This window comes from Lysinibacillus sp. S1 (assembly GCF_044986265.1).
GTDB lineage: Bacteria > Bacillota > Bacilli > Bacillales_A > Planococcaceae > Lysinibacillus > Lysinibacillus capsici.
Map to the genome: position 1 here is coordinate 692771 of NZ_CP173154.1, position 21557 is coordinate 714327.

Below are 21557 nucleotides of genomic sequence, written 5' to 3' on the forward strand. Positions count from 1 at the left end.
ATGTCATACAATTTCCAACTTATATCACCAAAAATATCCCCGAATCTTGACAAAGCAAATTTTCAGGATATTTTTTATGAGGAGGAACCCTATTTAACAAATTGCAAGATTACGGATACGGTCATTGCTCACGAGGATATTGAACGATTAATCGTCTCTAATGTTATCTTTAAAAATGTCACATTCATCGATTGTACCTTTCAAAAAATTGATTTAACCGACGTCATTTTTGAAAACTGTGATTTATCTAACACTAACTTAAGTGAAGGCATCATTCATAGAGTGGCCTTCAAAAACTGTAAATTATTAGGATTGAATTTAACTGAAGCAAACCTCGGCAATGTTTCATTTGAAAATTGTCTTGCAAACTTATGCAATTTCCCCGAAGTGCGCTTTAAACAAGTGCTATTTGATAGCACCTCCCTGCAAGGTGCGAATTTTTATGATTGTTTACTTAATAAGGTGGCGTTTCAGGAAAGTGATCTAAATGAAGTGGATTTCTCCCAAACTTCCTTAAAAGGAATAGACATCAGTACATGTAAATTTAAAAGACTTCAAGTAACTCCAGAAAGTTTAAATGGGTGTGAAGTCTCTACTGAACAAGCCATAGGTTTTGCTTCATTATTAGGTTTGAAGGTTAAATACTAGTTTAAGGGCTTAAAAGTTCAAGAAAAAAATAAAGCGCTTATCCTTATGCTCGGATAGCGCTCAATTTTTACAATTTGTTAATCTGCTATTTTATCGACTTTTAGAATGGTATCATCCTAATTTGCGGGGCTATCCTTCACTTTGAGCATTCTATCCGCTACTTTTTTAGTTTTATCCGACACTTTTAGAATTCTATCCTGCTATTTGAGGGCTATCCCTCACTTTGAGCATTCTATCCGCTACTTTTTCAGTTTTATCCTCCACTTTTAGAATTCTATCCTGCTATTTGAGGGCTATCCTCCACTTTAAATGCAAGGCGTCCGATAATTTATGCTATCGGACGCCTTGTTTGTTCGTTATTAAATTAATATTATTATTCGACGGACAGCCTGTTATATAGCATTTCTATATGTTCTATTCCATCTTCTAAATAAACTTCTGATGTCTTTTCAAATCCGAAGCCCTCATAGAATTTTAGCAAATATGCCTGCGCAGAAATGCGGATTGCGTCTTCTCCAATATCATCTAGAATGTAATCAATTGCTCTTTTAACCATTTCCAGAGACAATCCCTTTTTTCTGTATGTTTGCTTTGTTAATACTCTTCCGATTGCTGCTTCTTGATATGCTATTCCTTTGGGTAGAATTCTTAAATACCCAACTACCTCTCCTTGGTCTTCACCAAATAAATGATAAGCATTTTCGTCTTTTGAATCTAGATCCTGATAGACACATTCTTGCTCTACAACAAAAACTTCCGCACGAACCTTCAGTATCTCATATAGTTCTTTTACTGTTAGTTCATCAAATTTTTTTATCTTCCAATCCACTTTTATAGCCTCCTATACTATTCAATTTCATAAAGTATAGCAAAAGTAGAATAAAAGTGGATCAGCCCCCTTAAAAGATTAAACTACATATCTATCTAGAAATTTACTTGCTTCACAATTAAACTTCCATAGGATTCCGAATTCTAAATGATATGTTCTACATCTCTTCTATGAGCAGTTTTCGTTTGGCTAATATCACCATATCATCCATCTCAGACCGTTAAATCATTTTCTAATTTTATATTCGTCACTTCTTGTAGAAGCCGCTGGAGGACAGCCGCAAAAATGGCGATAACCAGTGAAGCAAAAATGATGAGGAGTCCCACTATTCCAAAAGGAGGATCCATTTTGTTTGTTATAAAATGAAAAAGGGGTGAAGCTAATAGGTGCAAGCCACTGATTATTATTGCACACCACTTTATGTACTTTAACGCTTTTACAGATAATTCCGAGAACGCTGCATTCGCATCAATGTACCGTAAAAGATTAAAAGCCTGATAGAGAGCAATGTAAAAAGGTACAGCCGATCCATACATCACAATGAAAATGAGATAATTCATTGGGTAAAAATTCGGATACAAACTCGATGCGAAATGAGCCATAGGAGGTACAAAAAATATACATAGGGCAAGAATGGCCATCCCAGTCAGAAGAATCATTACCTTTAAAAAAGATGTTAAACCTGGTTTAACATTCATTGAAAGCACCTCACTTATTTAATGACACTATAAATTTAACACGAAATTTATTGATTAACAATAAATAATAATTGTTTTTAATTATATTATTATTGTTATTTATATATTAAACATTCATTGAAATATTCACAAGAGCCTTACTACATTAGATTGTAGTAAGGTTATTTAATAAGCACTTGACCTTCCCCTGCACAGGAAACTGTATACTTGCATTAAGTTATTAGATTGGAGGTGATATTTTGTTTAAAATCAGTGAATTTTCTAGGCTAAGCAAAGTATCCTTAAAAACATTGCGCTATTATGATCAGATTGGCATATTAAAGCCGAGAAAGGTGGACCATGATACTTGCTACCGATACTATTCAGCAGACCAGCTACTAGAGCTCAATCGGATCTTTCTCTATAAGGAATTGGGGTTTACCTTGCCACAAATTATACGTTTGCTCCACGAAGATATTTCGTTAAAAGATATACAAGGGATGTTTAAGCTGAAAAAAAGTGAGATTCAACATATTATCCAGACGGAACAGGCCAAGCTTGCACGAATTGAAGAACGTATGCAACTTTTAGAACGAGAGGGTCAGGTGGAATCAGATCAAGAAATCCGCATCAAGGCAGTGGATGCTCAGCAATTCCTTTCTTTGAAAGCACGCGGGAGAGAAGAAGATATTCCAGATCTGTTTCGTACATTTAATCAATTACTCACAAAGGAAATGCGCCAATTAGCTCAAAGTCCTCAGGTTGTTTTATGGAAAGAAATAGAGGAGAAAGAAGACGAGTTTGAATTTGAAGTCGGCTATTTTTTAACCAAGGAGCTTTCATCACTCCCTGATACATTTCAACTACTGACTCTTCCTCCTGAGCCAATGATGGCCACAATGACCTTTCGTTCAGATTCTAACTTTGCTTGTACAGCCTGTGTTGATTTAGCTAACTGGATTGTAGAAAATAACTATCAAGTCAAGGAAAACGAACCGGGTAGAGAAATCTATTTACCATTATCTACAACCCAAAACGTCCAATTAATGGAGATACAAATACCTATTATAAATAGCTGAAGGAAGCGTGAATTGAGTTGAAAAATAAGCTGATTATCTATGTTTTATCACTCATTGTTTTTCTAATCGGAACCGTTGAGTACATTATTACAGGCGTTATTGAAATGATTGCCGTCGACTTTGGAGTAACGATATCAGAAGCTGGGTTATTGGTTACTTTATTTGCCCTAGCAGCAGCCATTTTCGCTCCAATTCTCATTGCGCTCACGATCAATGTGGATCGCAAAAAGTTGCTTATGGCTACCGTTAGTGTGTTCATTATTAGTAACGGATTCATGTTTATCAGCTCTTCTTTTGAGTACGCACTAGGGATACGAATTATTCAAGGGGTTAGCGGAGGAATTGCTACAGTGGTAGCCATGGCAGTAGCTACTCGATTAGTTGAAAAAGAACGAAGAGGCCGTGCTATCGGCATCATTTTGATGGGACTAAGCAGTTCGCTCGTGCTGGGTGTTCCAATTGGCACATTTTTTAGCGAAATATTTGGATGGAGAGTTTTATTTATGCTGATCGGTTTATTAACTATTCTTCCACTGCTTATCATCTATAAAAAAATTCCAGTTATCAAGGAGGAAGAAGCTGTTACACTCAGGTCGCAGCTTTCGATTTTAAAAGATTCAAAAATTCTAACTGCCCTGGCGATTACTTTATTTTATGTCGGTGGCTACGCTACCCTATTTACTTATATTACGCCTTTCTTGCAAGCCACATCCCCTCTTTCTATGACCGAAATTAGTGGCATTCTATTTTTAGCTGGCATCTGTAGCTTTCTTGGCTCAAGAGTGGGCGGGCAATTGGCTGATGCAAAGGGTTCGCGTTTTACCATTTGTTTTGGATTGCTGTTACAAGCAGTAACGCTCCTCTTATTCGCACTAGCTGGTATCAATCTCTTTGTATTGATCTTGATTTTAATGATTTTTATGGTAGCAACTTGGAGTATTTCTCCTGCCCAGCAGCTCCTTCTTGTTACACTAGTACCTCGAAATCCAGACATTGCCCTAAGCATAAATACCTCCTTTATCCAATTCGGTTTTGCACTGGGGTCTGCATTAGGTGGGTTTGTCATCGGTCATACCTCTGTCCTAAATTTGAATTGGGTCGGTTTTGGTACTGTAAGCATGGCTTTATTCCTTGCTATCTGGCTATTCCAAAAATTGAATAGTAGAGTTGAAACCCCTATTATCACTAAAGTCAAATATTAATTTTTTTATCCTACCTTTATATTGAAAATGGCATATTCAATATGAAGGTAGCTTTTCTAAATATGTACTCTTGATTAAAAACATTTATATTTAAAAAATAACAGGTAAAAGCCCCATTGGATAAACCTGTGGCAGCTTCCACATCAATGCCATAGAGTGAGCAAAAGTTTCGGCTCTCTGCTATTCCTTCCTTTTTAATAATAATCTTGGTCTTCAAGAATTTTTTAGGCAATGGATCGCAAACTTTTCTAAAAAATTCCACTTCAAATCATCTGTGGTAAAAATAGAAATATACTGGTATATTATAGGTTATATTCTATTTACTTCATGAAGGATGGTGCGTTGATGGATAAAACACTGGAAGATTTACAAAAGGAAATGATCGTTGAAGTAAAAAAGGGATTTCCAATTTTACTTTCTGGTGCGGTTGTCTTTTTACTTTTTACTCTAATGCCCTTAGTTTTGCCAATCGAAGCAGTTCGTTTAAGTTGGATATTTGGCTTAGGTGCCATTTTCCCTATCGGTTTAGGTATTAGTAAAATTCTTGGGATTAATTTAAACGCTACTGGCAATCCTTTAGGGACGTTAGGAGGAATCGTTGCCGCTCCTCAAGCTTTTTACATACCTGTATTTATCATTGTGTATATGAACATACCTGAATATCTTCCCTTTACAATTGGTTTACTTGCAGGCTCTCATTTTCTGCCATACATATGGATTTATAAAAGTAAGGCTTATTTATTTGTGACTCTAGGCGTCTGCTTTTCTGCTCTGATTTTAGGTGGCTTCTTTGTCGATCAAGCCTTCACACTTGTACCTTTAGCCATTTCTATTGTGTATGGAATGGGCGTTCTTTTAATTCTAAGAGAACTTAAAGTCAATCCGATTTAATCACCTTCCTCTAGGTGATTTTTTTAATATTCCAGACCTCTTTTAATCTGAGAAAAAAGGATTCATTTCCTATCCCGTGCTTGTTCCTATACAATAAACCTATTAATAAATGAAAGGATGTATAGATGTGCTATTTCCATATCGTAATGATCTTAGGAAAACGTTAATACCTTACCTAAGCACACTTGATGAGACGTTTTGGTTTAAGACATCTGAGTTTTATCCAAATAATGTAGCATGGATTATTTCTCATTTATCAAGTAGCGAAGACTATTGGGTGAATGAAATTGGACTTAAAAATCCTTGTATATTAAACCTTCACGATGATTGTTCGCCTAAGGAAATACTAGATAGCTATATTCAAATTAGAAATTATACGGATGACATTCTACATACATTAGACGAATCGCAGCTCAATGAAATAGTCGAGGTGCCGAAGTTTTCCGATGGTTGGACGCCACCTTCCGTCCCTACACTTAACTGGTTGTTTCATCATGTTTACTCACATGAAGCTTACCATATTGGGCAAATCTCTGTTATCGCGCATCTTAGTGGATTGCCAAAGCCTTTATTTTAATAAAAGGCAACGCAATGAAAGGAACAGCTTTTTAAATGGAGGAACAGTAATTTGAAAAAATTTCGTGGGAAAAGGCGTTATTTCCGTAACTTATGGCGACAAACAACCACAGAGCTATCTATTGTAGACTTTGACGAAGAAGGTTGGTTTAATTTGTGGCACACTCACCTTGATTTTTACGGGTACGGCAATGATGGTTTAAAGATAAGAAGAGAGCACATCAAAGCACATATAGCCCTATATAACCGCTTATCAGAAAGGCTCTCGACATTCGGAAAACCTTATCAAATATGGATGGAGTTTGTAGAGGAGGATGCTGGTTTGGATTCAGTTAATATCCATACACCTAATCCGGCTGAGGATAATTTCCCACTAACAATAGCAAATGTAGATTGGAATTGCCCTGTCCCCAAATTCCTTAAGGATTTAATCAACCTGAATGAGTGGAATGTAGGGCACTATAAGCAGGTATCCACTAACAGCTATTTCATCCAGTCTAATTATAATGAAATAAACTTGTAAGGTYGGAAACCATTTGTGKGTTTCCGACCATTTCCTTTAATCMAGATATTCTTGAGCTAGTTGCTGATTTTTATAGATGGCCATACCCGTTTTCAATTTTCTAAAGCCCATTTTTGCATAAAACGGTTCATTCCCTGTTGTGGCGATTAACTGAATGCAGGATACCTCCCTTAACTGTGCGATCATATCCTCCAGAAATAAACGAGCAATCCCTGTGCCTTGATAGGCTTGATGCACAACCACATCGTAAATGGCGGCATTAAATACGCCATCTGACAAAGCTCTAGCAAAGCCCACTATTTTTCCATCAACCACGGCGAAAACTTGATGTGTGCTTGCATCGAAAACTTGTTTGATAATCTGTTCATCATGTTTCATCCACCCTACAGATTGATAGACCTCCTTTATGGTTGGCAAATCCTTCTCTTCCATCTCGTATTGAAGTATTACCATTTACATCCCCCTCTTTTTGCTTTCATGAAATCTCCCTATGAAAACGATGTGTATTCTATTATACTAATAAAAAATGACTTGAGGATGGTGGGATTATTATGATGTTTGCTCCATTATTTGAACAGGACGTACCAGCAATTCTTCTTCCTTAACGGTAGAAGCGCTTTTTCTCCGTTAAGGGCATAGGTATCTATGAAAACGGAGGAAAAAAACATGAGAAATCTAATAATCGGTGCTATCTTTTTATCGCTTGCTGCGAGTATTTGGGGTGCCATGTATGTAGTTGTTAAAGTAGTGGTGGAGGTTGTGCCACCATTAGAGCTTGTTTGGATGCGATATTTGATCGCGGTGATTGCACTCGGGATCATTGGAATCATGATGAGGCAATCCTGGAAAATAGCTAAAAAAGATTGGCTGATCATTTTTCTTGTTGGCCTTATTGGGAACACGATTTCAATTGTGACACAGGAAATGGGCACAATGCTATCCACCGCGCAGATGGGGGCAATTATTACTGCTACAACCCCTGCTTTTATGGTTGTCTTCGCCCGTTTGATTTTAAAAGAAAGCATTACGCTGAAAAAATGCTTCTCTATCACTCTTGCCACGATTGGTGTCGGGATCGTTGTAGGCAATGGTCAAATCGATGTGACACAGCAATTAGGTGGACTCTATTTACTGCTTGCTGCCTTAACGTGGGCATTGATGTCGGTATTCGTCAAAAAGGTACCAAGCCATTACTCACAAATTGTTGTCACAACCTATACATCTATGATTGCCGTGATGTTATTGACCCCTTTTGTCCTTCCAAGGCTAAAGAATTTAGATCTGGCAAGTGTTTTACAACCGACCATTTCAGGCGGCTTGCTTTACTTAGGCATTATTTCAACAGCTGGTGGCTTTTTATTGTGGAATAAAGGGCTTCAACTAATGAATGCGTCTAGTGGCGGCTTATTTTTCTTCTTTCAACCAATTGTTGGCACATTTTTAGGCTGGCTCTTATTGGGAGAGACGATTGGGCTTTCCTTTTGGATAGGCTCCCTATTAATTTTTAGTGGCGTTTTTATCGTCATTCGAGACGAATAAATCGAAGTGCGTTTCTATGTTAGATAGAGACGCACTTTTTATGTTGGCTCAGCTTATGGTCATTGAACGTCTTGTTGACACATATATTGCAAATGCCTAAAGGAGTTGATATTCTGAACATCTTTTTAGATAACTTAAAGGATTTTACTTTATTAATTTTTTTACTTGCTAGTATGATCTATTGTCGACAGCTAAAATTAACGAGGTGGCAACGAAAATTATCGATTGGTGAATGGAGCATGTACATCCTGCTCTCTATTGCCCTTCCCCTTTATGCAGTGCTTTATCTTGCTTTTCTTTTAGGAGCATAGGAAAATAAGACATCATAGGCTATTTTTGGAGGGATTTCATGTTTCAAACAATCGATCATTTTTTACAGTCTTGGGCATTTGAAGCCGCTGCTACGCAAAAATTACTTAATCACCTTACAGATGAATCGCTACATCAGGCAATCACTCCCGAAAACTGGACTTTAGGACGGGTTGCTTGGCACACGGTTACTGCAATTCGAATTATTACCTCGAATTCGAATTTAGCGTTTGAAGCCCCAGCAAAGGATTTTCCAGTTCCTACTTCTGCTCAGTTCATTGCAGATGGCTATCACCAAGCGAGTGAAGCCTTTGTGGAAGCGATACAATCGCAATGGACTGACAAGACAATGACTGAAACGATTGAATTTATTGGTCAACAAATGCCCAATGGTTCCCTGTTATTATTTTTACTACAGCATCAAAGTCATCATCGCGGTCAAATGACGGTTCTGATGCGTCAGGCTGGTTTAACTGTTCCAGGTATTTATGGTCCAGCGAAAGAGGAATGGGCTCAGTTTGGGTTGGAAGCTCCTCAAATGTAGCTATTGTGCCAAATAATAAAGAGGTTGTCTATTTTAAGACAACCTCTTTTATTTATTAACTATAAAGATGCTAGCCAGTTATTAGTATCAGCGATGGTTGGGTTAGCGAGGTAATGTCCGCCTTCAATTTGCAATGTTTGGCCCGTCATAAATTTTGATTCGTCAGAGGCTAAAAATACAACTGCATGACCAATATCATCCGCTTCCCCATGATATGGTAGCGCATTAAATTTCGCATAAATGGCCAGCATTTCTTCTGGCATATTGTTTTTCGCGGCAGGTGTTAATATAAGACCTGGTGCAACCGCATTACAACGGATATGATCCTTCCCAAATTGTGTGGCAATGTTTCTCGTCATATTCACCACACCTGCTTTTGTTGCCCCATAGGCTGTACGTATTTGGTCACTGGCGAATGCAGCCATAGAAGCCGTATTAATAATTTAGCCCCCGCCCGCTTTTTGCATATGTGGAATGGCAAAACGACTTCCTACTAATMTGGATTTTAAATTCACATTGACTAAGCGGTCCCACTCATCTAAATCAATATTTAATATATCTAAATCTTTCTTCAGGTTAGTTAGACCAACATTATTAAAGAGCACCGTTAATGAGCCGTATCGTTCTACAGTGAAGTTCACGGCCGCTTCAATGGAGGAAGCATTCCCTGCATCAAGGAAAACGGCTGCTGCCTCATACCCATTATTGACTAAAGTTGCTGCTGCTTCTTTAGCACCCTCTACATTAAAATCAGCAATGACTACTTTTGCGCCCTCTTTTGCTAACAAGCTAGCTGCTGATAAACCAATACCAGAAGCTCCACCTGTCACTAATGCCACTTTATTTTTTACTCGATTCATCTTCAATTCCTCCTTCAAATTACACGAAAAAGAGCAAATCAGCTCTCCTGACGTAAAATAGTTTAACATTAAACTATTTATTTTTAAACTAATATCCTTAAATGTGAACACGTATATTTACATCCTGATTCGAAATACTTATATATAAAGTGCTATTTAAATAAGGACGTGCAAGCAATGCTAAAGAAAATTACTTTTTCACTATGTATTTTTTTAATTAACCACACCATTGAACATGCAAGTGCGCATCCTCTGCCACCCACTTTTGAGGAAAAATTTGATGAAGCAGGCTATCAATCAGTAGAAGCGGCTGTGAAGGAATTTGAACAGCATTATAGTAAGGTCAAACTCCCAACTGTTATACCCCCGTTTTCCATCACACATAAGTTTGGTCGATTTTACAAAGATCATCAATATGGTATGAATGATTCACTTAACATTCTCTATGTTCATAACGAAATGAAACAGCATATTTTTAAAATTGATATTCGACCTATTCAACCGAAAGTGAGCTTTTCAGGAAAAGCATATACACTGCAAGATGGTCGTTAGGGAATTTATTTTGAGCACCTGCTTTTTAACTTCTTTGTTTTTGAAGAAAGCAATTTACAATATCTTCTTGGCATTTATAAAGATAGCACGAATCAGGAAACACCCAATCTTTTCGTTCAAATAGCCAATTCGATAAAGTCAAATGAAGTCGCAACATTTATATATTTTCCTTCATCTATACAATGAATAAGTTGTTATGCTATAATACTTTAGAAAACCTCAAGGGGTATCAACCAATTCTGAGCTACAGTGATGCATATCGCTGTAGTTTTTTCTATGCTATAATTTCCTTAAACTTACATTACGAGGTGAGAATATGGAAACAAATACATATAGTTGTAAAGCCTGTGGCAGTCAATCTTTTTCTGAAGGGAAATTAGATGGTTATGCTGCTTTAAGACCCGTGAATACCATCTTTTCCTCAGGTTCACCCCTTATTTTCACTGTCTGTACCCAATGTGGAGAAATTGCCTCTATTAAAGCCACAAAACCTGAAAAGTTTAAGTAAAAAAAGAGAGCATCATTTCAATAATGAAATTTGCTCTCTTGCTTTATGTTTCTTTATTATTCTTCTTTCTCCATTGATACGGCTTTTTGGACCAATTCCACATCCAAACAAAGAAATAGATGATGACCATTGTGATGACCATCATCGTCACATTTTCTCCCCATGCAATCGGTTCATGCTTCCTCCATTGATTCATTGTTCTAACAATGAAGTACAAAAAAGGATAAATAAAATAACCTACTTGATCCCGTCGCATCCAAACACGCCTCCTTATAGAAAAGATGAGTTTCCCTACTCACCAACCATTGTCGCAAGCTTCATCATCGTTTTCCAATTGCGAGCTGTAGCGGGCACCTCTAGCTTAGGCAGTTGTTGACTAAGCTTGGCATTGCGAATGCTATCGTGAAATAACAGATAGACATCTCTCCCCTTGATAATGCAGCGCTCTTTTTCACTTACATATTGTAATAACTTAGCTCCGTTCTCTTCAGTTGGAACTGTTGAAAGTAGTGCAACATGGAGACTTTCCCCTGTAGCTGTAGCACTTGCATCTGCTAAGTCTTGTTCTGAGAAAGGACAATTGTTCACAATAGAGCGGAATTCTTCAGCTGTACGGATAATTACTGTACTCGTGATAGTGAAGGTACTTTGGATGGTCTCTTGAATTTGCTGTTGCAAAAATTCTTCTGATTCACTCGATTCAAACAGGATATTGCCACTTTGAATATATGTCCGAATGTTTTGGAGCCCCAGTGGTTGMAGCGCGTCTCTCAATTCGGCCATTTTTAATTTATTGTGCCCACCTACATTAATACCTCTTAAAAGTGCTACGTATTTAGTCATTCGCTTCCACCTTTCCTGTTATCTATAGTATAGCAAGAGTTAGGGAATAATAGGAAAAAACTGCACCCTTTGACGGAAGGTGCAGCTTGATTGATTATATTAAACGGTAGATGTCGTCTATTAAACGATCCACATTTTCTTTGGTCGTAGCCCAGCTTGTGCAAAAGCGCACAACCGTATGGGTATCATCGTATGCTTCCCAAATAGAGAAGGAATATTTTTCTTCTAACGTTGGAAGTAGATGGTTTGGTAAAATTGGAAATTGCTGATTTGTTTTTGAATCATAGCGCATTGCGAAGCCTTTATCGAGAAATGCCTGTCGTATAAGCATTGCCATATCTACCGCATGATGCGAAATATCCATATAGAGCGTATCTTCAAATAGCGTTTCGAACTGAATGCCTAATAATCGACCTTTGGCAAGTAGCCCTCCTCTTTGCTTAATCATGTAGCGGAAATCCTTTTGGTACGCAGGATTCACGATGATGACTGCTTCTCCAAACAATGCACCCATTTTAGTACCACCAATATAAAATACATCACAAAGCTGAGCCATGTCAGCGAGAGATAAATCACTGTCTTGTGCCACTAGACCATAGCCTAAACGAGCACCATCTATAAACAGTGGTAAGTCACAGTCTCGGCAAACTTCACGTAAGGCTGTTAATTCTGCCTTACTATAAGTCGTGCCATTTTCTGTAGGGTGTGATATGTACACTAAGCCTGGCTGCACCATATGCTCATGAGTGCTATCCAGCCAGTGCGCATCATAGCAGGCTTTCACCTGTGCCGCAGTTAGTTTGCCATCATCGCTAGGTAATGTCAGTACCTTATGACCCGTTGCCTCAATAGCTCCTGTTTCATGCACCGCAATATGCCCTGTACTCGCAGCAATGACGCCCTGATGAGGACGCAAAATAGACGCTATCACGGTTGTATTCGTTTGTGTACCACCAACTAAAAAGTGAATGTCTGCCTGCTCCGCTGCAATCGCTTTTTTTATATAGGCTCTTGCTTTTTCGGAATGCTCATCCATACCATACCCTGGAGATTGTTCTTCATTTGTAGCCACTAACCGCTGCAAAATTTGTGGATGGGCACCTTCTGCATAATCATTTTCGAATCGAATCATATCAACTACTACCTCCAAATTCTCTCTATCTATTCCTCTATCTTACGCCTGTTGCTTCATTTTCGCTATATCTTAAAGAACAGTTCACAACTTCTCTAGTAACAATAGTTACTAGTGGTGAGGTGATGAAATTTTACATATGTACTTCGGAAGAGATCGGTGCAAAACAGACCTCCTCCGCTTTTGATCACGTTATAAAAAATTTGCTCTTAGTTCGATTACTTTGAATTCTCGTAAGCCAATTTACTAGCAATATCTCCATAATTCAGAATGGGCCACCTTCATTCCCCACCGGAGCCACAGGATGAGTCACTCGTAGTAGCACTAGAATCAGCACACTGTTGGCTGTCCTGGGAGGAAAGATATGCATCATTTGTTGAAAATTCGTTAGTGGAATGGATATGGTGATTGTGCTCATTTGATTTGCTGTGATTTTTATTTGCATTACTGACGATGCCTATGACAACGACAACTCCAACAAATACGATAAATAAAATCATTTATTCCAGCTCCTTTCATTCATTCTATAAATTGTAACATTAATTCAACGATTGTTAGTAGAGTTCTATGTAAAAGTGGCAATAGATAAAATAACACCACAATCGGAAATGATTGTGGTGTTTACGTTATGATTGCGATTTGCGTGTGGCAGATTTTTTTGAACGATTTCCTTCGCTCGAATTTTTCTTTTGCTCTTGTGTTAAAGCATTTTCTTCGCGCACATCTAAATCATCTGGACTTAAATCTGTCGCTAATTCCGCCAACTCTGACTGACGTTTATATTGCTTGCCCTTTGTCAAAATGATCACCTCCAAGTAGTATTACATTGCCCTATTTGGTTTGATCTATTCCCGCGACGGTATGAAATGATTATTTCTAGCTAAACTAATTGCACCATCTGCTGGTTCAAAAGATGGTGATAAGCTTGTAAATCTTGCTCATATAAACGCTGATAGGTCGCTAGGCTATGCTGTTTGATATAGTCAAAGTCCTTTTCAGGAACTAAGTGATGTGTATGGTTAAGCATCCATGCATTTTCCCAAGCCGTTTGCTCAAATTGAATATTCATTTCATGTTCTTCAATCAGCATGGCTAGTAGTTGTTCCTGACGATATATTTCTTTTAAGGCATGTTGCTTTTTCATCGTAAAGATTTCAATTGTACGTGGAAGTGACGCCTGTAATGCTTGTCGATCCACTGCATGACCTAGCTCATGAAGGGTCATTGTTTTGACATAAATTTCAAGAGAAGTTGGAAGCATTAGTTCATTTCTTGCCTCTACTAATCGTTTCGCATCAAATCCTACATAATCCCCAATAAAGTTATARCTCATATTAATACCTGAATCATCTTGTTTTATCTTGACCGTCATGTTCACAGCCTTCACGACGGATTGAATTACCTGAAATAGTTCTTTATCTATAAGTTGTGTCATTCTCTCTATCCTCATTTCCTCTAAAAACAAATAGAAGCGGATTAAATATATACTACAATTAGGAGAAATTCAACAAATTTATCCTGTGGATTGAGAGGAACTTAACAACAAAAAAGGCGCCTGTAGTTTAAAACTACAAACGCCCTGTGTGTGAAGGGTTTCAAGCTATTTAAAAGTGATTAGTTATTGTTGTTATTTCGACGATTTTGATTGCCGTTGGAGTTGTTACTACGCTGTTTACTGCGTGCTTCTCCACCTTTACGTCCTATTTCTTCATAAAAATCGTCGTCGTGCTTTTCAGAGGTAGCTTCTCCGCCTTTGCGGCCAATTTCTTCATAAAATTCTTCGCCGTGGTTTTCAGCCGTAGCTTCTCCACCTTTGCGACCAATTTCTTCATAAAATTCATGTCCATGATTTTTAGACGTAGCCTCTCCGCCTTTACGTCCAATTTCTTCATAAAAATCACGGTCATGATTTCTGGAGGTAGCTTCTCCGCCTTTACGTCCCGCTTCTTCGACAGTCATGTTTTCATTGTTGTTTCTGTTGCGATTGTTTTGCTTGTTAGCCATTTCTATTCCTCCTAAATATTTTTTTGAGCTTTTTACTAGCTCGCTATTTATATTCCCAGTCAAAACACATCTAAACATATTTTTTTAAAAAATTGATTTTCTTATTGTAATAGAACACTGTTAGGAGCTGATTGTTAACAAGCCCATCAATCATATACATGTACCCTTTCCAATATAATACTAATCTATAGTATGTCAGCGATGATGAAAGAAGGGTGATGGAAAAATGACGACGCTCACAAAGCCATCTATTGGTTTAACACAATTTACAGACTTCACAATGAAGGGAAGTGCAGCAAAGACAAAGTTTGTGAAGGATATAAAATATCAGGGAGAGTACCATCCAATAAAAGATTATTGGAAAACCTTGCGTGATGGATTAAAAAAATACCATGAACATCGTTTTAATGATACCTATTTACTCGACATCGTGGATAATGCCCTTCCTGCACGCCAGAAAAATTACCAAGAAGCCGTTAAAGCCTATATAAGATTCTTAAAAAATAAAAACGTACAGTGGTTTGAACCAGGTAAGGCGAATTGGTATTGTGACGATTTAATTGTGCGTTCCAATCCTGAGCTTGGTTTAATCATTGACGATGTGCCCTATTTAATTAAGCTGTATTTTAAAGGAAAAAATGAGCGCATCGATAAACATAAATGTCGATCTGCCCTCACTCTTCTAAAAGACTCCCACTATGCGATTGAACATCCCGACTCTGTTAAACATGCCATTTTAAACGTGCAAAAATGTCGCTTGATTACAGATGATGATTCAACAGACTATCATAAAATTGCCCTCGAATCGAATACAGCTCCATTTATGTTTATTTGGAATAGGCTCTAGCTAAAATGTGGATTTGGAAAATACCAAATCCACATTTTCATTTCATATAATAGTATTTTTTCTATTCTTAAAAAATAGATGACGTTACAGATTTTTCTCTTTTCTATTTGCTAGGAATAATTTTATTTTGTCGGCAAACCCAAACCAAGCTGGAATAAAAATTGGCATCATCATAAACGTCAAGATCACTAATCCAATAATGACTGCCATCGCTACCTGAATCAGTGTAATAACGCCAGATGGCATTAGTGCAGCAAATGTGCCACCTAAAATAACGGCCGCTGCTAAAATAACGCTTCCCATTTGTAGGCTTGTTGGAATAATTTCCCTCAGTCCTGCTTGTGCTGTTTCGTTATAGCGCATCATCAAGAAAATCGAGTAATCCACACCAAGTGAGACAATCATAATGTACGTAAAGAATGGTACATTCCAACTAAGCATGTCATAATCTAGCAGCTGTTTCGCTATCATTTCAGTTAAACCAAGGCTGGCAAATGTCGCGATTAATAAGCTGGCATTAATAATAAGTGTTTGTAAAAAGGAGCGTGTGATTAACCATAAAATCACGCTAATGCCGGCAAGCATCAGTACTGCACTTCGTATAAAGTCAGCTGAAGAAATTTCTTGTAAATCGATATTACTCATTGTTTTACCTGTTAAATAGACGTTTGCTTGCTGCAATAACGAACTTTCCACATAGCTGTCTACTCGATGCTTGATGTCACGCATAATCGTCATAGCTTCTTCCTTATAGGGATTGACATCCAGAATAATCATGAAGGTTGCGGCATGACGATCATCGGTCATATAAGCATTTAAGCTTTCCTGGAACTCACCCTGTAACACCTCTGCTGGTATAAAGAATGTCCCTGTTTCTTTGTTTGACAATTCATGTAAATAGCCATTTGCATCATCTAATCCTGCGTAGATATCTTCTAGCCCTTCTGCTCCTTCGCCTAATCCATTGCGCAGTTCCACCATGCTATCCTGTAGACTGGTTAATTGTTGCTGTAATTGCTGTTGACCTGCTTTTACCTCAGCTAATCCATTGGTTAAATTGTGTGAACCAGTCGTTATTTGATTGGCTCCTTGTGCTGCTGTCCCTATTCCTTGGGATAAATCATTGACACCATTTTTTAGAGTACGAGCGCCTGCTTTTAATGTCACAATGGCTGATTGGGCATTAGCTAGGGAGGTATTGGCTTGCCCAAAAGCCTGTGTTAATTGATTAAATTGGGCTGAAAGTGATACAACATCTAATGCATTTAACGAACTTAGTCCTTGCTGAGCAGTCTTTATAGTTGTTTGGATGTTGTCATCTTCTGCTGCTACCGGGTTTGCTTGGACATACGCATTCATGGCCCCTAAAATACCTTCGAACGCTTGTTTAGAGGACGTGATTAGCTGCTCGATTTGAGAAAAAACGGAACGATATTGTTGAAAGCCCGTATCAATTTGTTGATAGAAGGTTTGTAATTGATTGAGCCCTTGCTGAAGCTCCCCAAGTCCCGCTTCTAGGGATACTGTCCCGTTTATTAAATCTGTAGAACCGTTTGCTGCCTTGTCTAAGCCATTTGTTAATCCTTGTAGCGCGTTGGTTAAATCACTAGCTCCATTCTGTAATTGTATGGTGCCATTTATTAAATTTTGGACACCACTGACATCTTGTTCTTTCGATAATTGATTGGTGGCATCCTGTAGTCCTTTTTGAATGGAACCGACACCCTCCTGTGCTTCTCCTAAGCCCCCCTGTAGAGTATTTGCTTGTTCATTCACATAAAGATCAGCAATACGCTCCCCCTCTGGACGTGTCGGAGAATAGACTTTCGCTACACCAGGTGTATTCGCAATAATGCCAGTTAATTCATCTAATGCACGTAAATAATCAGTGCTTGCGAGCGATTCATTTTGTTGGATGACAAGTGTGGCGGGCGCACTCATACCAGGCTCATAATGTTTTTCAATCAAACTAATTGCCTGCTTCGATTCATATTTGTCATCGATTTCTACTAAATCATTATAATTGAGCCCTCCTGAATAGTGATAAATAAATGGCACAGTGAGGATACAGGCAAAGATAATGCCAACGATTGGTCTTGCAAAGGCGTTTTTTGCTAAAAAACCCCACAGCTTATTTTCAGTATGCTCTGATATAGCCTTACTTGGCCAAAACAGCTTAAAGCCAAGCAATGCCATAAAGAATGGGTTTAATGTCATCAAAACCGCCAATAAGATACAAATGCCAATCGCGATTCCACTAACACTTTGATACAAGGTAAATTTTGAAAAATACAACACCGTAAAGCCTATTAACACAGATGAACTGCTTAGTAATACGGTTTTGCCTGCGGTTCTGTAGGTGTTTTGTATCGCCTTTAAGACATGATTTGTTTTAGCCAATTCCTCTTTAAAGCGAGTAAACAAAAGAATATTGTAGTCTGTACCAATCCCAAATAATATGACAACTAAAAATACTTGTGTAAAGTTAGAAAACGGAAAATCCCAATAATTAGTAAGTAAGGCGATGATGGATAATGATACAGCATAAGCCACCCCTACTGTTAAAAGCGAGATCAATGGAATGATCGGTGAACGGAAAATAATCACTAATATGGCAATGATAAAGATAATAGCAATGATTTCAGTCTTTTTCACACCTTCTTGGGTTGTGGCAGAGAAATCATCCATCACAATATCGGCTCCTGTTACATATGTATCCATTGGTAAATTTTTCACTTCCGCCCTTAATAGCGCTGCCGCTTCACTGGCTGTACCGATCTTTCTATCGATTGACAATTGTGCCATGACGGTTGTATGGTCTTTACTAACCAATTGATTCGCCGCATGCTCACTGTCTGTATGGAAGAGCGCATTTGTGATAAGAAGCTTATTTGTGTTTAAATGATGAAGGACCTCTTCGATTGCCGAATAATCAGTAGCTGTTAGACCCTTTTCTTGATGAAATACATAGACAAACGAATAGGTATCCTTCCCTTCGTTTTGAATATCGTTTAACAGCTCTGTGCCAATGACACTCTCTAAGTCACTAGGCAATGTGATTTGTCCTTTATCTAGTACAAGTTTTTCAAGATTAGGCATTATCATCAGCATCACGATAACTGTTATCACCCAAAAAACAGGACTCAATATCCATGACTTTTTCATGCTTTTCTTCCTTTCCAATTAGAACTGACTATACTGTATATCAAGAAAGGAAGAGCAAGATATAGACAGATAACGTGATCTGTATAAATTCAGACAAAAATGCAAAATTGTAAAAAAGGTGATCTGTATGAAAAAAAGTGAAAAAACAAAAAGGCAATTAGCCAGTGTCTTAAAAGACTTAATGGTCCTTAAGCCGTTAGAAAAGATATCGATACAGGAAGTCATGGAGAAAGCACAATTGAATCGACAGACGTTTTACTATCACTTTGAGGATATTTATGATTTATTGAAGTGGACACTAGAGCGAGAGGCAATTGAGTTACTGGATGATTATAAGGATGAAAGCCTTTGGCAAGAAGGCTATCGCGATATATTATTGTACTTAGAAAAAAATCGAGCGTTTGCACTAAATGCTATTAACTCCATGGGCCATGAGCATTTTAATCGCTTTTTCCATCAAGAAATATATAGCATTATTGAAGACTTTGTGAAGCAAATTGCGGAAATGTGTCAAGAGGTAGAGAAAAAATATATGAGTTTTGTGACCCATTTTTTCACTGTATCCATTACGGCTGTTACCATTAGCTGGCTACAGGGCGAGCTTGATTTTTCCGTTGAAGAGCTTATTCAAATGGTGGATCGGTTCTTAAGCGACCACTTAGAAGGAACTAAAACGCTATATGGTGTAAATAATACTAGCTGTCTCAAGGCAATCGATATTTAAAGAAAAGGAAGTGCTATTATGAATGCTGAATTGGTGATGCAGGAGCTAGAGGCTCTTGGCAAGGAACGGACGAAAAAAATGTATATGTCAAATGGCGCCCATGAGCCGTTATTTGGTGTGGCAACAGGTGCCATGAAGCCTATTGCGAAGAAAATTAAAATCGATCAGGCTCTAGCAGAAGAGCTTTATGCTACTGGCAACTATGATGCGATGTACTTTGCTGGCATCATAGCAGATCCAAAAGCCATGACTGTGGAAGATTTTAATCGATGGATGGAGGCAGCTTATTTTTATATGCTGTCGGATTATGTAGTAGCGGTTACTTTAGCAGAGGCACCGATTGCTCAGGAGGTGGCGGATGCGTGGATTGCCAGTGGTGAGGAACTGAAAATGTCTGCGGGCTGGAGCTGCTATTGCTGGCTATTAGGGAATCGCAAGGATAGCGAATTTTCCGAGAGCAAGCTGGCTAACATGCTGGAAGTCGTGAAAAATTCCATCCACGACGTACCCGTACGTACAAAATCGGCCATTAATAATTTTTTATATACAGTGTCTATTTCCTATGTGCCGCTCCACGAACAAGCAGTAGCAACCGCACAGGCGATTGGTCCTGTAGAAATGAAGCGAGACAACAAGAAAAGCACACAGCTAAATGCTTATGAAACAATTCAAAAGGAAATAGAGCGAGGCAGAATTGGCTTTAAACGTAAATATGTAAGATGTTAATCATCCCACTTAAAAGGCATCTATCCTATAAGGATGGATGTCTTTTAAAACGAAAAAAATCAATGAATAGTAATATATTTTTATTGAAAAACGATAAATTTTATTTTAAAATCAATATATCATTACCAGTGAGGTGTTTTGTATGAAACATAAAAAGGGGTCAACCATTTTCCTAAAGAGTGTGATTATGCTGCTAGGTATCCCTGTATTAGCTTTAGGACTATTTTGGCTACCTGGGATAGCCAGTAGAGATGCAGCGGCACATCCCGAATCCTCCTATTTGTCTTATCTTTTTTTACTCTATTTGTATGCACTATGCATTCCCTATTACACGGCGTTGTATCAGGCCTATCGCCTCTTAACGAACATCGCCCAGCATAAAACGTTCTCCAAATCATCTGTACGGGCTTTGAGAACGATCAAAAATTGTGCTCTCACTATTGTAGCCGGCCTTGCGCTAGGTATTGCATCAATTATGATAATGTTTACTGGCAAGGAAGATATTACAGGAATTATTACGCTGACACTTATCAGCATCTTTGTAACCAGTACGATTGCAACCTTTGCAGCCGTTCTGCATCGACTGCTCCAAAAAGCCATTGATCTCCAAAACGAAAATCAATTAACCGTATAACAAAATGACACTACCAATCTTGACTGGTAGTGCCTTTTAATGGGTTAAAACTAATTTCCTATAAAAACATATCAAAATTCTCTTTTCAATAGTATAATAATTACATATTTTGAGAATTGGAGGATTTATATGAAGAAATTGGTTTTGTTGATGGCGATGCTTACATTATTTTTCACCACAGCCTCTATTGCGAGCGCACATCCAGGGCGTTTAGATAGCAATGGCGGTCACAACTGTTCTGACAAATCAAAGGCTAAAGGTCTTTGTTCTGGCTATCATTATCATAATGGCAATGGTGGCAATGATGCAGGGTCTTCTTCAGGCGGTCAAAGTTATTCTGCGCCAACACCTAAAGCAACTGTAGCACCTGTATTAACGAAGGTTGCTGTCTATTTAAATGACGTGAAGCAAAATTATACGCCTAGCGCTTATATGAAAAATGGCACAACCTTAGTGCCAATGAAGGCAATCTTTGAATCTCTTGGGGCAACGGTTAGCTATGATAATGCAACAAAAAAAGTAACGGCAACAAAGGACAGTAAAAAAATTGTGATTGGTGTGGGGAATAAAACGGCTTATGTTGATACAAATGGTTCTGCATCAACAATCACACTCAGCCATCCTGCTGAAATATATCAAGGTACAACAATGGTGCCTTTACGCTTTGTCAGTCAAGCACTTGGCGCAAATGTAACATTTGATGAGGCAGCACTTGTTGTTTATATCTCAACTAAATAATGGACAA

At 38.1% G+C, this 21557-nt stretch carries 28 protein-coding genes and 1 pseudogene; 16 read left to right on the forward strand and 13 right to left on the reverse strand.

All coding sequences use genetic code 11. From position 1 onward, the window contains the following. Nucleotides 1-648: a pentapeptide repeat-containing protein gene (locus tag ACHZEU_RS03645; protein ID WP_333880770.1), complete on the forward strand. Its 648-nt coding sequence runs from the start codon at nt 1-3 to the stop codon at nt 646-648. A 373-nt stretch (nt 649-1021) separates the two neighbouring features. Here ACHZEU_RS03645 and ACHZEU_RS03650 read toward each other — a convergent pair whose 3' ends face one another. Further along, nucleotides 1022-1477, reverse strand: coding sequence for a GNAT family N-acetyltransferase (locus tag ACHZEU_RS03650; RefSeq protein WP_305193826.1), 456 nt, complete (start codon nt 1475-1477; stop codon nt 1022-1024). A 212-nt stretch (nt 1478-1689) separates the two neighbouring features. Next, nucleotides 1690-2175 (reverse strand): DUF2975 domain-containing protein, encoded by a 486-nt coding sequence (locus ACHZEU_RS03655; protein ID WP_404804030.1) that lies wholly within the window; start codon nt 2173-2175, stop codon nt 1690-1692. A 239-nt stretch (nt 2176-2414) separates the two neighbouring features. On the opposite strand from ACHZEU_RS03655, the gene ACHZEU_RS03660 reads away from it, so the two are divergent. After that, complete coding sequence (locus tag ACHZEU_RS03660; protein ID WP_404804031.1) at nt 2415-3233, forward strand: MerR family transcriptional regulator; 819 nt, start codon at nt 2415-2417, stop codon at nt 3231-3233. 17 nt (nt 3234-3250) lie between these two features. Continuing rightward, nucleotides 3251-4435, forward strand: coding sequence for an MFS transporter (locus ACHZEU_RS03665; protein ID WP_404804032.1), 1185 nt, complete (start codon nt 3251-3253; stop codon nt 4433-4435). Between the two features lie 16 nt (nt 4436-4451). Here ACHZEU_RS03665 and ACHZEU_RS03670 read toward each other — a convergent pair whose 3' ends face one another. Then, entirely contained in the window at nt 4452-4667 is a 216-nt protein-coding gene (locus tag ACHZEU_RS03670) for a hypothetical protein (protein ID WP_404804033.1), read from the reverse strand. A 113-nt stretch (nt 4668-4780) separates the two neighbouring features. On the opposite strand from ACHZEU_RS03670, the gene ACHZEU_RS03675 reads away from it, so the two are divergent. The 3 genes from ACHZEU_RS03675 (at nt 4781) to ACHZEU_RS03685 (ending at nt 6425) form a co-directional block, all read left to right on the forward strand. Next, nucleotides 4781-5326, forward strand: coding sequence for a DUF7010 family protein (locus tag ACHZEU_RS03675; RefSeq protein WP_048393824.1), 546 nt, complete (start codon nt 4781-4783; stop codon nt 5324-5326). 127 nt (nt 5327-5453) lie between these two features. Beyond that, nucleotides 5454-5903 (forward strand): DinB family protein, encoded by a 450-nt coding sequence (locus ACHZEU_RS03680; RefSeq protein ID WP_054549402.1) that lies wholly within the window; start codon nt 5454-5456, stop codon nt 5901-5903. Nucleotides 5904-5954: 51 nt separating this feature from the next. Further along, nucleotides 5955-6425 (forward strand): hypothetical protein, encoded by a 471-nt coding sequence (locus tag ACHZEU_RS03685; protein ID WP_048393827.1) that lies wholly within the window; start codon nt 5955-5957, stop codon nt 6423-6425. Between the two features lie 36 nt (nt 6426-6461). On the opposite strand, the gene ACHZEU_RS03690 is transcribed toward ACHZEU_RS03685, so the two are convergent. Then, nucleotides 6462-6878, reverse strand: coding sequence for a GNAT family N-acetyltransferase (locus tag ACHZEU_RS03690; protein WP_404804034.1), 417 nt, complete (start codon nt 6876-6878; stop codon nt 6462-6464). 213 nt (nt 6879-7091) lie between these two features. On the opposite strand from ACHZEU_RS03690, the gene ACHZEU_RS03695 reads away from it, so the two are divergent. The 3 genes from ACHZEU_RS03695 (at nt 7092) to ACHZEU_RS03705 (ending at nt 8817) form a co-directional block, all read left to right on the forward strand. Continuing rightward, nucleotides 7092-7964, forward strand: coding sequence for a DMT family transporter (locus ACHZEU_RS03695; RefSeq protein ID WP_279494755.1), 873 nt, complete (start codon nt 7092-7094; stop codon nt 7962-7964). Nucleotides 7965-8056: 92 nt separating this feature from the next. Further along, nucleotides 8057-8275, forward strand: a complete 219-nt coding sequence (locus ACHZEU_RS03700) for a hypothetical protein (protein ID WP_081456920.1) — start codon at nt 8057-8059, stop codon at nt 8273-8275. A 38-nt stretch (nt 8276-8313) separates the two neighbouring features. Further along, complete coding sequence (locus ACHZEU_RS03705) at nt 8314-8817, forward strand: DinB family protein (RefSeq protein WP_048393832.1); 504 nt, start codon at nt 8314-8316, stop codon at nt 8815-8817. A 59-nt stretch (nt 8818-8876) separates the two neighbouring features. Here ACHZEU_RS03705 and ACHZEU_RS03710 read toward each other — a convergent pair. After that, a pseudogene (locus ACHZEU_RS03710) lies at nt 8877-9677 on the reverse strand (SDR family NAD(P)-dependent oxidoreductase). A gap of 177 nt (nt 9678-9854) precedes the next feature. Here ACHZEU_RS03710 and ACHZEU_RS03715 point away from each other — a divergent pair. Beyond that, on the forward strand, nt 9855-10229 hold the full coding sequence (locus ACHZEU_RS03715; RefSeq protein ID WP_279494752.1) for a hypothetical protein: 375 nt from the start codon (nt 9855-9857) through the stop codon (nt 10227-10229). 316 nt (nt 10230-10545) lie between these two features. Further along, nucleotides 10546-10737 carry a hypothetical protein gene (locus tag ACHZEU_RS03720; protein WP_048393836.1) on the forward strand — a complete coding sequence of 64 codons (192 nt, stop codon included), beginning with the start codon at nt 10546-10548 and terminating at the stop codon, nt 10735-10737. A gap of 43 nt (nt 10738-10780) precedes the next feature. Here ACHZEU_RS03720 and ACHZEU_RS03725 read toward each other — a convergent pair whose 3' ends face one another. The 7 genes from ACHZEU_RS03725 to ACHZEU_RS03755 form a co-directional block, all read right to left on the reverse strand. Further along, nucleotides 10781-10993 carry a hypothetical protein gene (locus ACHZEU_RS03725; protein WP_048393837.1) on the reverse strand — a complete coding sequence of 71 codons (213 nt, stop codon included), beginning with the start codon at nt 10991-10993 and terminating at the stop codon, nt 10781-10783. Nucleotides 10994-11028: 35 nt separating this feature from the next. Then, the gene (locus ACHZEU_RS03730) at nt 11029-11580 is read right to left on the reverse strand and encodes a DUF1697 domain-containing protein (protein ID WP_048393839.1); all 552 of its coding nucleotides are present in this window, start codon (nt 11578-11580) and stop codon (nt 11029-11031) included. 94 nt (nt 11581-11674) lie between these two features. Next, nucleotides 11675-12712, reverse strand: a complete 1038-nt coding sequence (locus tag ACHZEU_RS03735; protein WP_048393840.1) for a low specificity L-threonine aldolase — start codon at nt 12710-12712, stop codon at nt 11675-11677. 281 nt (nt 12713-12993) lie between these two features. Further along, the gene (locus ACHZEU_RS03740) at nt 12994-13212 is read right to left on the reverse strand and encodes a hypothetical protein (protein ID WP_054549407.1); all 219 of its coding nucleotides are present in this window, start codon (nt 13210-13212) and stop codon (nt 12994-12996) included. 126 nt (nt 13213-13338) lie between these two features. Then, entirely contained in the window at nt 13339-13521 is a 183-nt protein-coding gene (locus ACHZEU_RS03745) for a hypothetical protein (protein ID WP_227744851.1), read from the reverse strand. A 71-nt stretch (nt 13522-13592) separates the two neighbouring features. Continuing rightward, nucleotides 13593-14147 carry an integrase gene (locus ACHZEU_RS03750; RefSeq protein WP_404804036.1) on the reverse strand — a complete coding sequence of 185 codons (555 nt, stop codon included), beginning with the start codon at nt 14145-14147 and terminating at the stop codon, nt 13593-13595. A 179-nt stretch (nt 14148-14326) separates the two neighbouring features. After that, nucleotides 14327-14716 carry a KGG domain-containing protein gene (locus ACHZEU_RS03755; RefSeq protein WP_404804037.1) on the reverse strand — a complete coding sequence of 130 codons (390 nt, stop codon included), beginning with the start codon at nt 14714-14716 and terminating at the stop codon, nt 14327-14329. Between the two features lie 226 nt (nt 14717-14942). Between ACHZEU_RS03755 and ACHZEU_RS03760 the strand changes: the two genes are divergently transcribed. Then, nucleotides 14943-15563 carry a hypothetical protein gene (locus ACHZEU_RS03760; protein WP_404804038.1) on the forward strand — a complete coding sequence of 207 codons (621 nt, stop codon included), beginning with the start codon at nt 14943-14945 and terminating at the stop codon, nt 15561-15563. Nucleotides 15564-15647: 84 nt separating this feature from the next. Here the strand turns inward: ACHZEU_RS03760 and ACHZEU_RS03765 are convergent, their stop codons facing one another. Then, a complete protein-coding gene (locus ACHZEU_RS03765; protein WP_279494750.1) occupies nt 15648-18728 on the reverse strand; it encodes an MMPL family transporter in 3081 nt (1026 codons plus the stop codon). A gap of 127 nt (nt 18729-18855) precedes the next feature. On the opposite strand from ACHZEU_RS03765, the gene ACHZEU_RS03770 reads away from it, so the two are divergent. The 4 genes from ACHZEU_RS03770 (at nt 18856) to ACHZEU_RS03785 (ending at nt 21550) form a co-directional block, all read left to right on the forward strand. Next, complete coding sequence (locus tag ACHZEU_RS03770) at nt 18856-19452, forward strand: TetR/AcrR family transcriptional regulator C-terminal domain-containing protein (RefSeq protein WP_279494749.1); 597 nt, start codon at nt 18856-18858, stop codon at nt 19450-19452. An 18-nt stretch (nt 19453-19470) separates the two neighbouring features. Next, nucleotides 19471-20178 carry a DNA alkylation repair protein gene (locus ACHZEU_RS03775; RefSeq protein WP_404804039.1) on the forward strand — a complete coding sequence of 236 codons (708 nt, stop codon included), beginning with the start codon at nt 19471-19473 and terminating at the stop codon, nt 20176-20178. A gap of 142 nt (nt 20179-20320) precedes the next feature. Beyond that, nucleotides 20321-20812, forward strand: coding sequence for a DUF2975 domain-containing protein (locus ACHZEU_RS03780; protein WP_404804040.1), 492 nt, complete (start codon nt 20321-20323; stop codon nt 20810-20812). 129 nt (nt 20813-20941) lie between these two features. Next, nucleotides 20942-21550, forward strand: a complete 609-nt coding sequence (locus ACHZEU_RS03785; RefSeq protein ID WP_048393853.1) for a copper amine oxidase N-terminal domain-containing protein — start codon at nt 20942-20944, stop codon at nt 21548-21550. Nucleotides 21551-21557: the final 7 nt, after the last annotated feature.

Coding starts and splice junctions, on each gene's coding strand:
- ACHZEU_RS03645 (WP_333880770.1), top strand. CDS start 1: ATGTCATACAATTTCCAACTTATATCACCAAAAATATCCCCGAATCTT.
- ACHZEU_RS03655 (WP_404804030.1), bottom strand. CDS start 2,175: ATGAATGTTAAACCAGGTTTAACATCTTTTTTAAAGGTAATGATTCTT.
- ACHZEU_RS03675 (WP_048393824.1), top strand. CDS start 4,781: ATGGATAAAACACTGGAAGATTTACAAAAGGAAATGATCGTTGAAGTA.
- ACHZEU_RS03695 (WP_279494755.1), top strand. CDS start 7,092: ATGAGAAATCTAATAATCGGTGCTATCTTTTTATCGCTTGCTGCGAGT.
- ACHZEU_RS03700 (WP_081456920.1), top strand. CDS start 8,057: ATGCCTAAAGGAGTTGATATTCTGAACATCTTTTTAGATAACTTAAAG.
- ACHZEU_RS03705 (WP_048393832.1), top strand. CDS start 8,314: ATGTTTCAAACAATCGATCATTTTTTACAGTCTTGGGCATTTGAAGCC.
- ACHZEU_RS03715 (WP_279494752.1), top strand. CDS start 9,855: ATGCTAAAGAAAATTACTTTTTCACTATGTATTTTTTTAATTAACCAC.
- ACHZEU_RS03720 (WP_048393836.1), top strand. CDS start 10,546: ATGGAAACAAATACATATAGTTGTAAAGCCTGTGGCAGTCAATCTTTT.
- ACHZEU_RS03725 (WP_048393837.1), bottom strand. CDS start 10,993: ATGCGACGGGATCAAGTAGGTTATTTTATTTATCCTTTTTTGTACTTC.
- ACHZEU_RS03735 (WP_048393840.1), bottom strand. CDS start 12,712: ATGATTCGATTCGAAAATGATTATGCAGAAGGTGCCCATCCACAAATT.
- ACHZEU_RS03740 (WP_054549407.1), bottom strand. CDS start 13,212: ATGATTTTATTTATCGTATTTGTTGGAGTTGTCGTTGTCATAGGCATC.
- ACHZEU_RS03755 (WP_404804037.1), bottom strand. CDS start 14,716: ATGGCTAACAAGCAAAACAATCGCAACAGAAACAACAATGAAAACATG.
- ACHZEU_RS03760 (WP_404804038.1), top strand. CDS start 14,943: ATGACGACGCTCACAAAGCCATCTATTGGTTTAACACAATTTACAGAC.
- ACHZEU_RS03765 (WP_279494750.1), bottom strand. CDS start 18,728: ATGAAAAAGTCATGGATATTGAGTCCTGTTTTTTGGGTGATAACAGTT.
- ACHZEU_RS03770 (WP_279494749.1), top strand. CDS start 18,856: ATGAAAAAAAGTGAAAAAACAAAAAGGCAATTAGCCAGTGTCTTAAAA.
- ACHZEU_RS03775 (WP_404804039.1), top strand. CDS start 19,471: ATGAATGCTGAATTGGTGATGCAGGAGCTAGAGGCTCTTGGCAAGGAA.
- ACHZEU_RS03780 (WP_404804040.1), top strand. CDS start 20,321: ATGAAACATAAAAAGGGGTCAACCATTTTCCTAAAGAGTGTGATTATG.
- ACHZEU_RS03785 (WP_048393853.1), top strand. CDS start 20,942: ATGAAGAAATTGGTTTTGTTGATGGCGATGCTTACATTATTTTTCACC.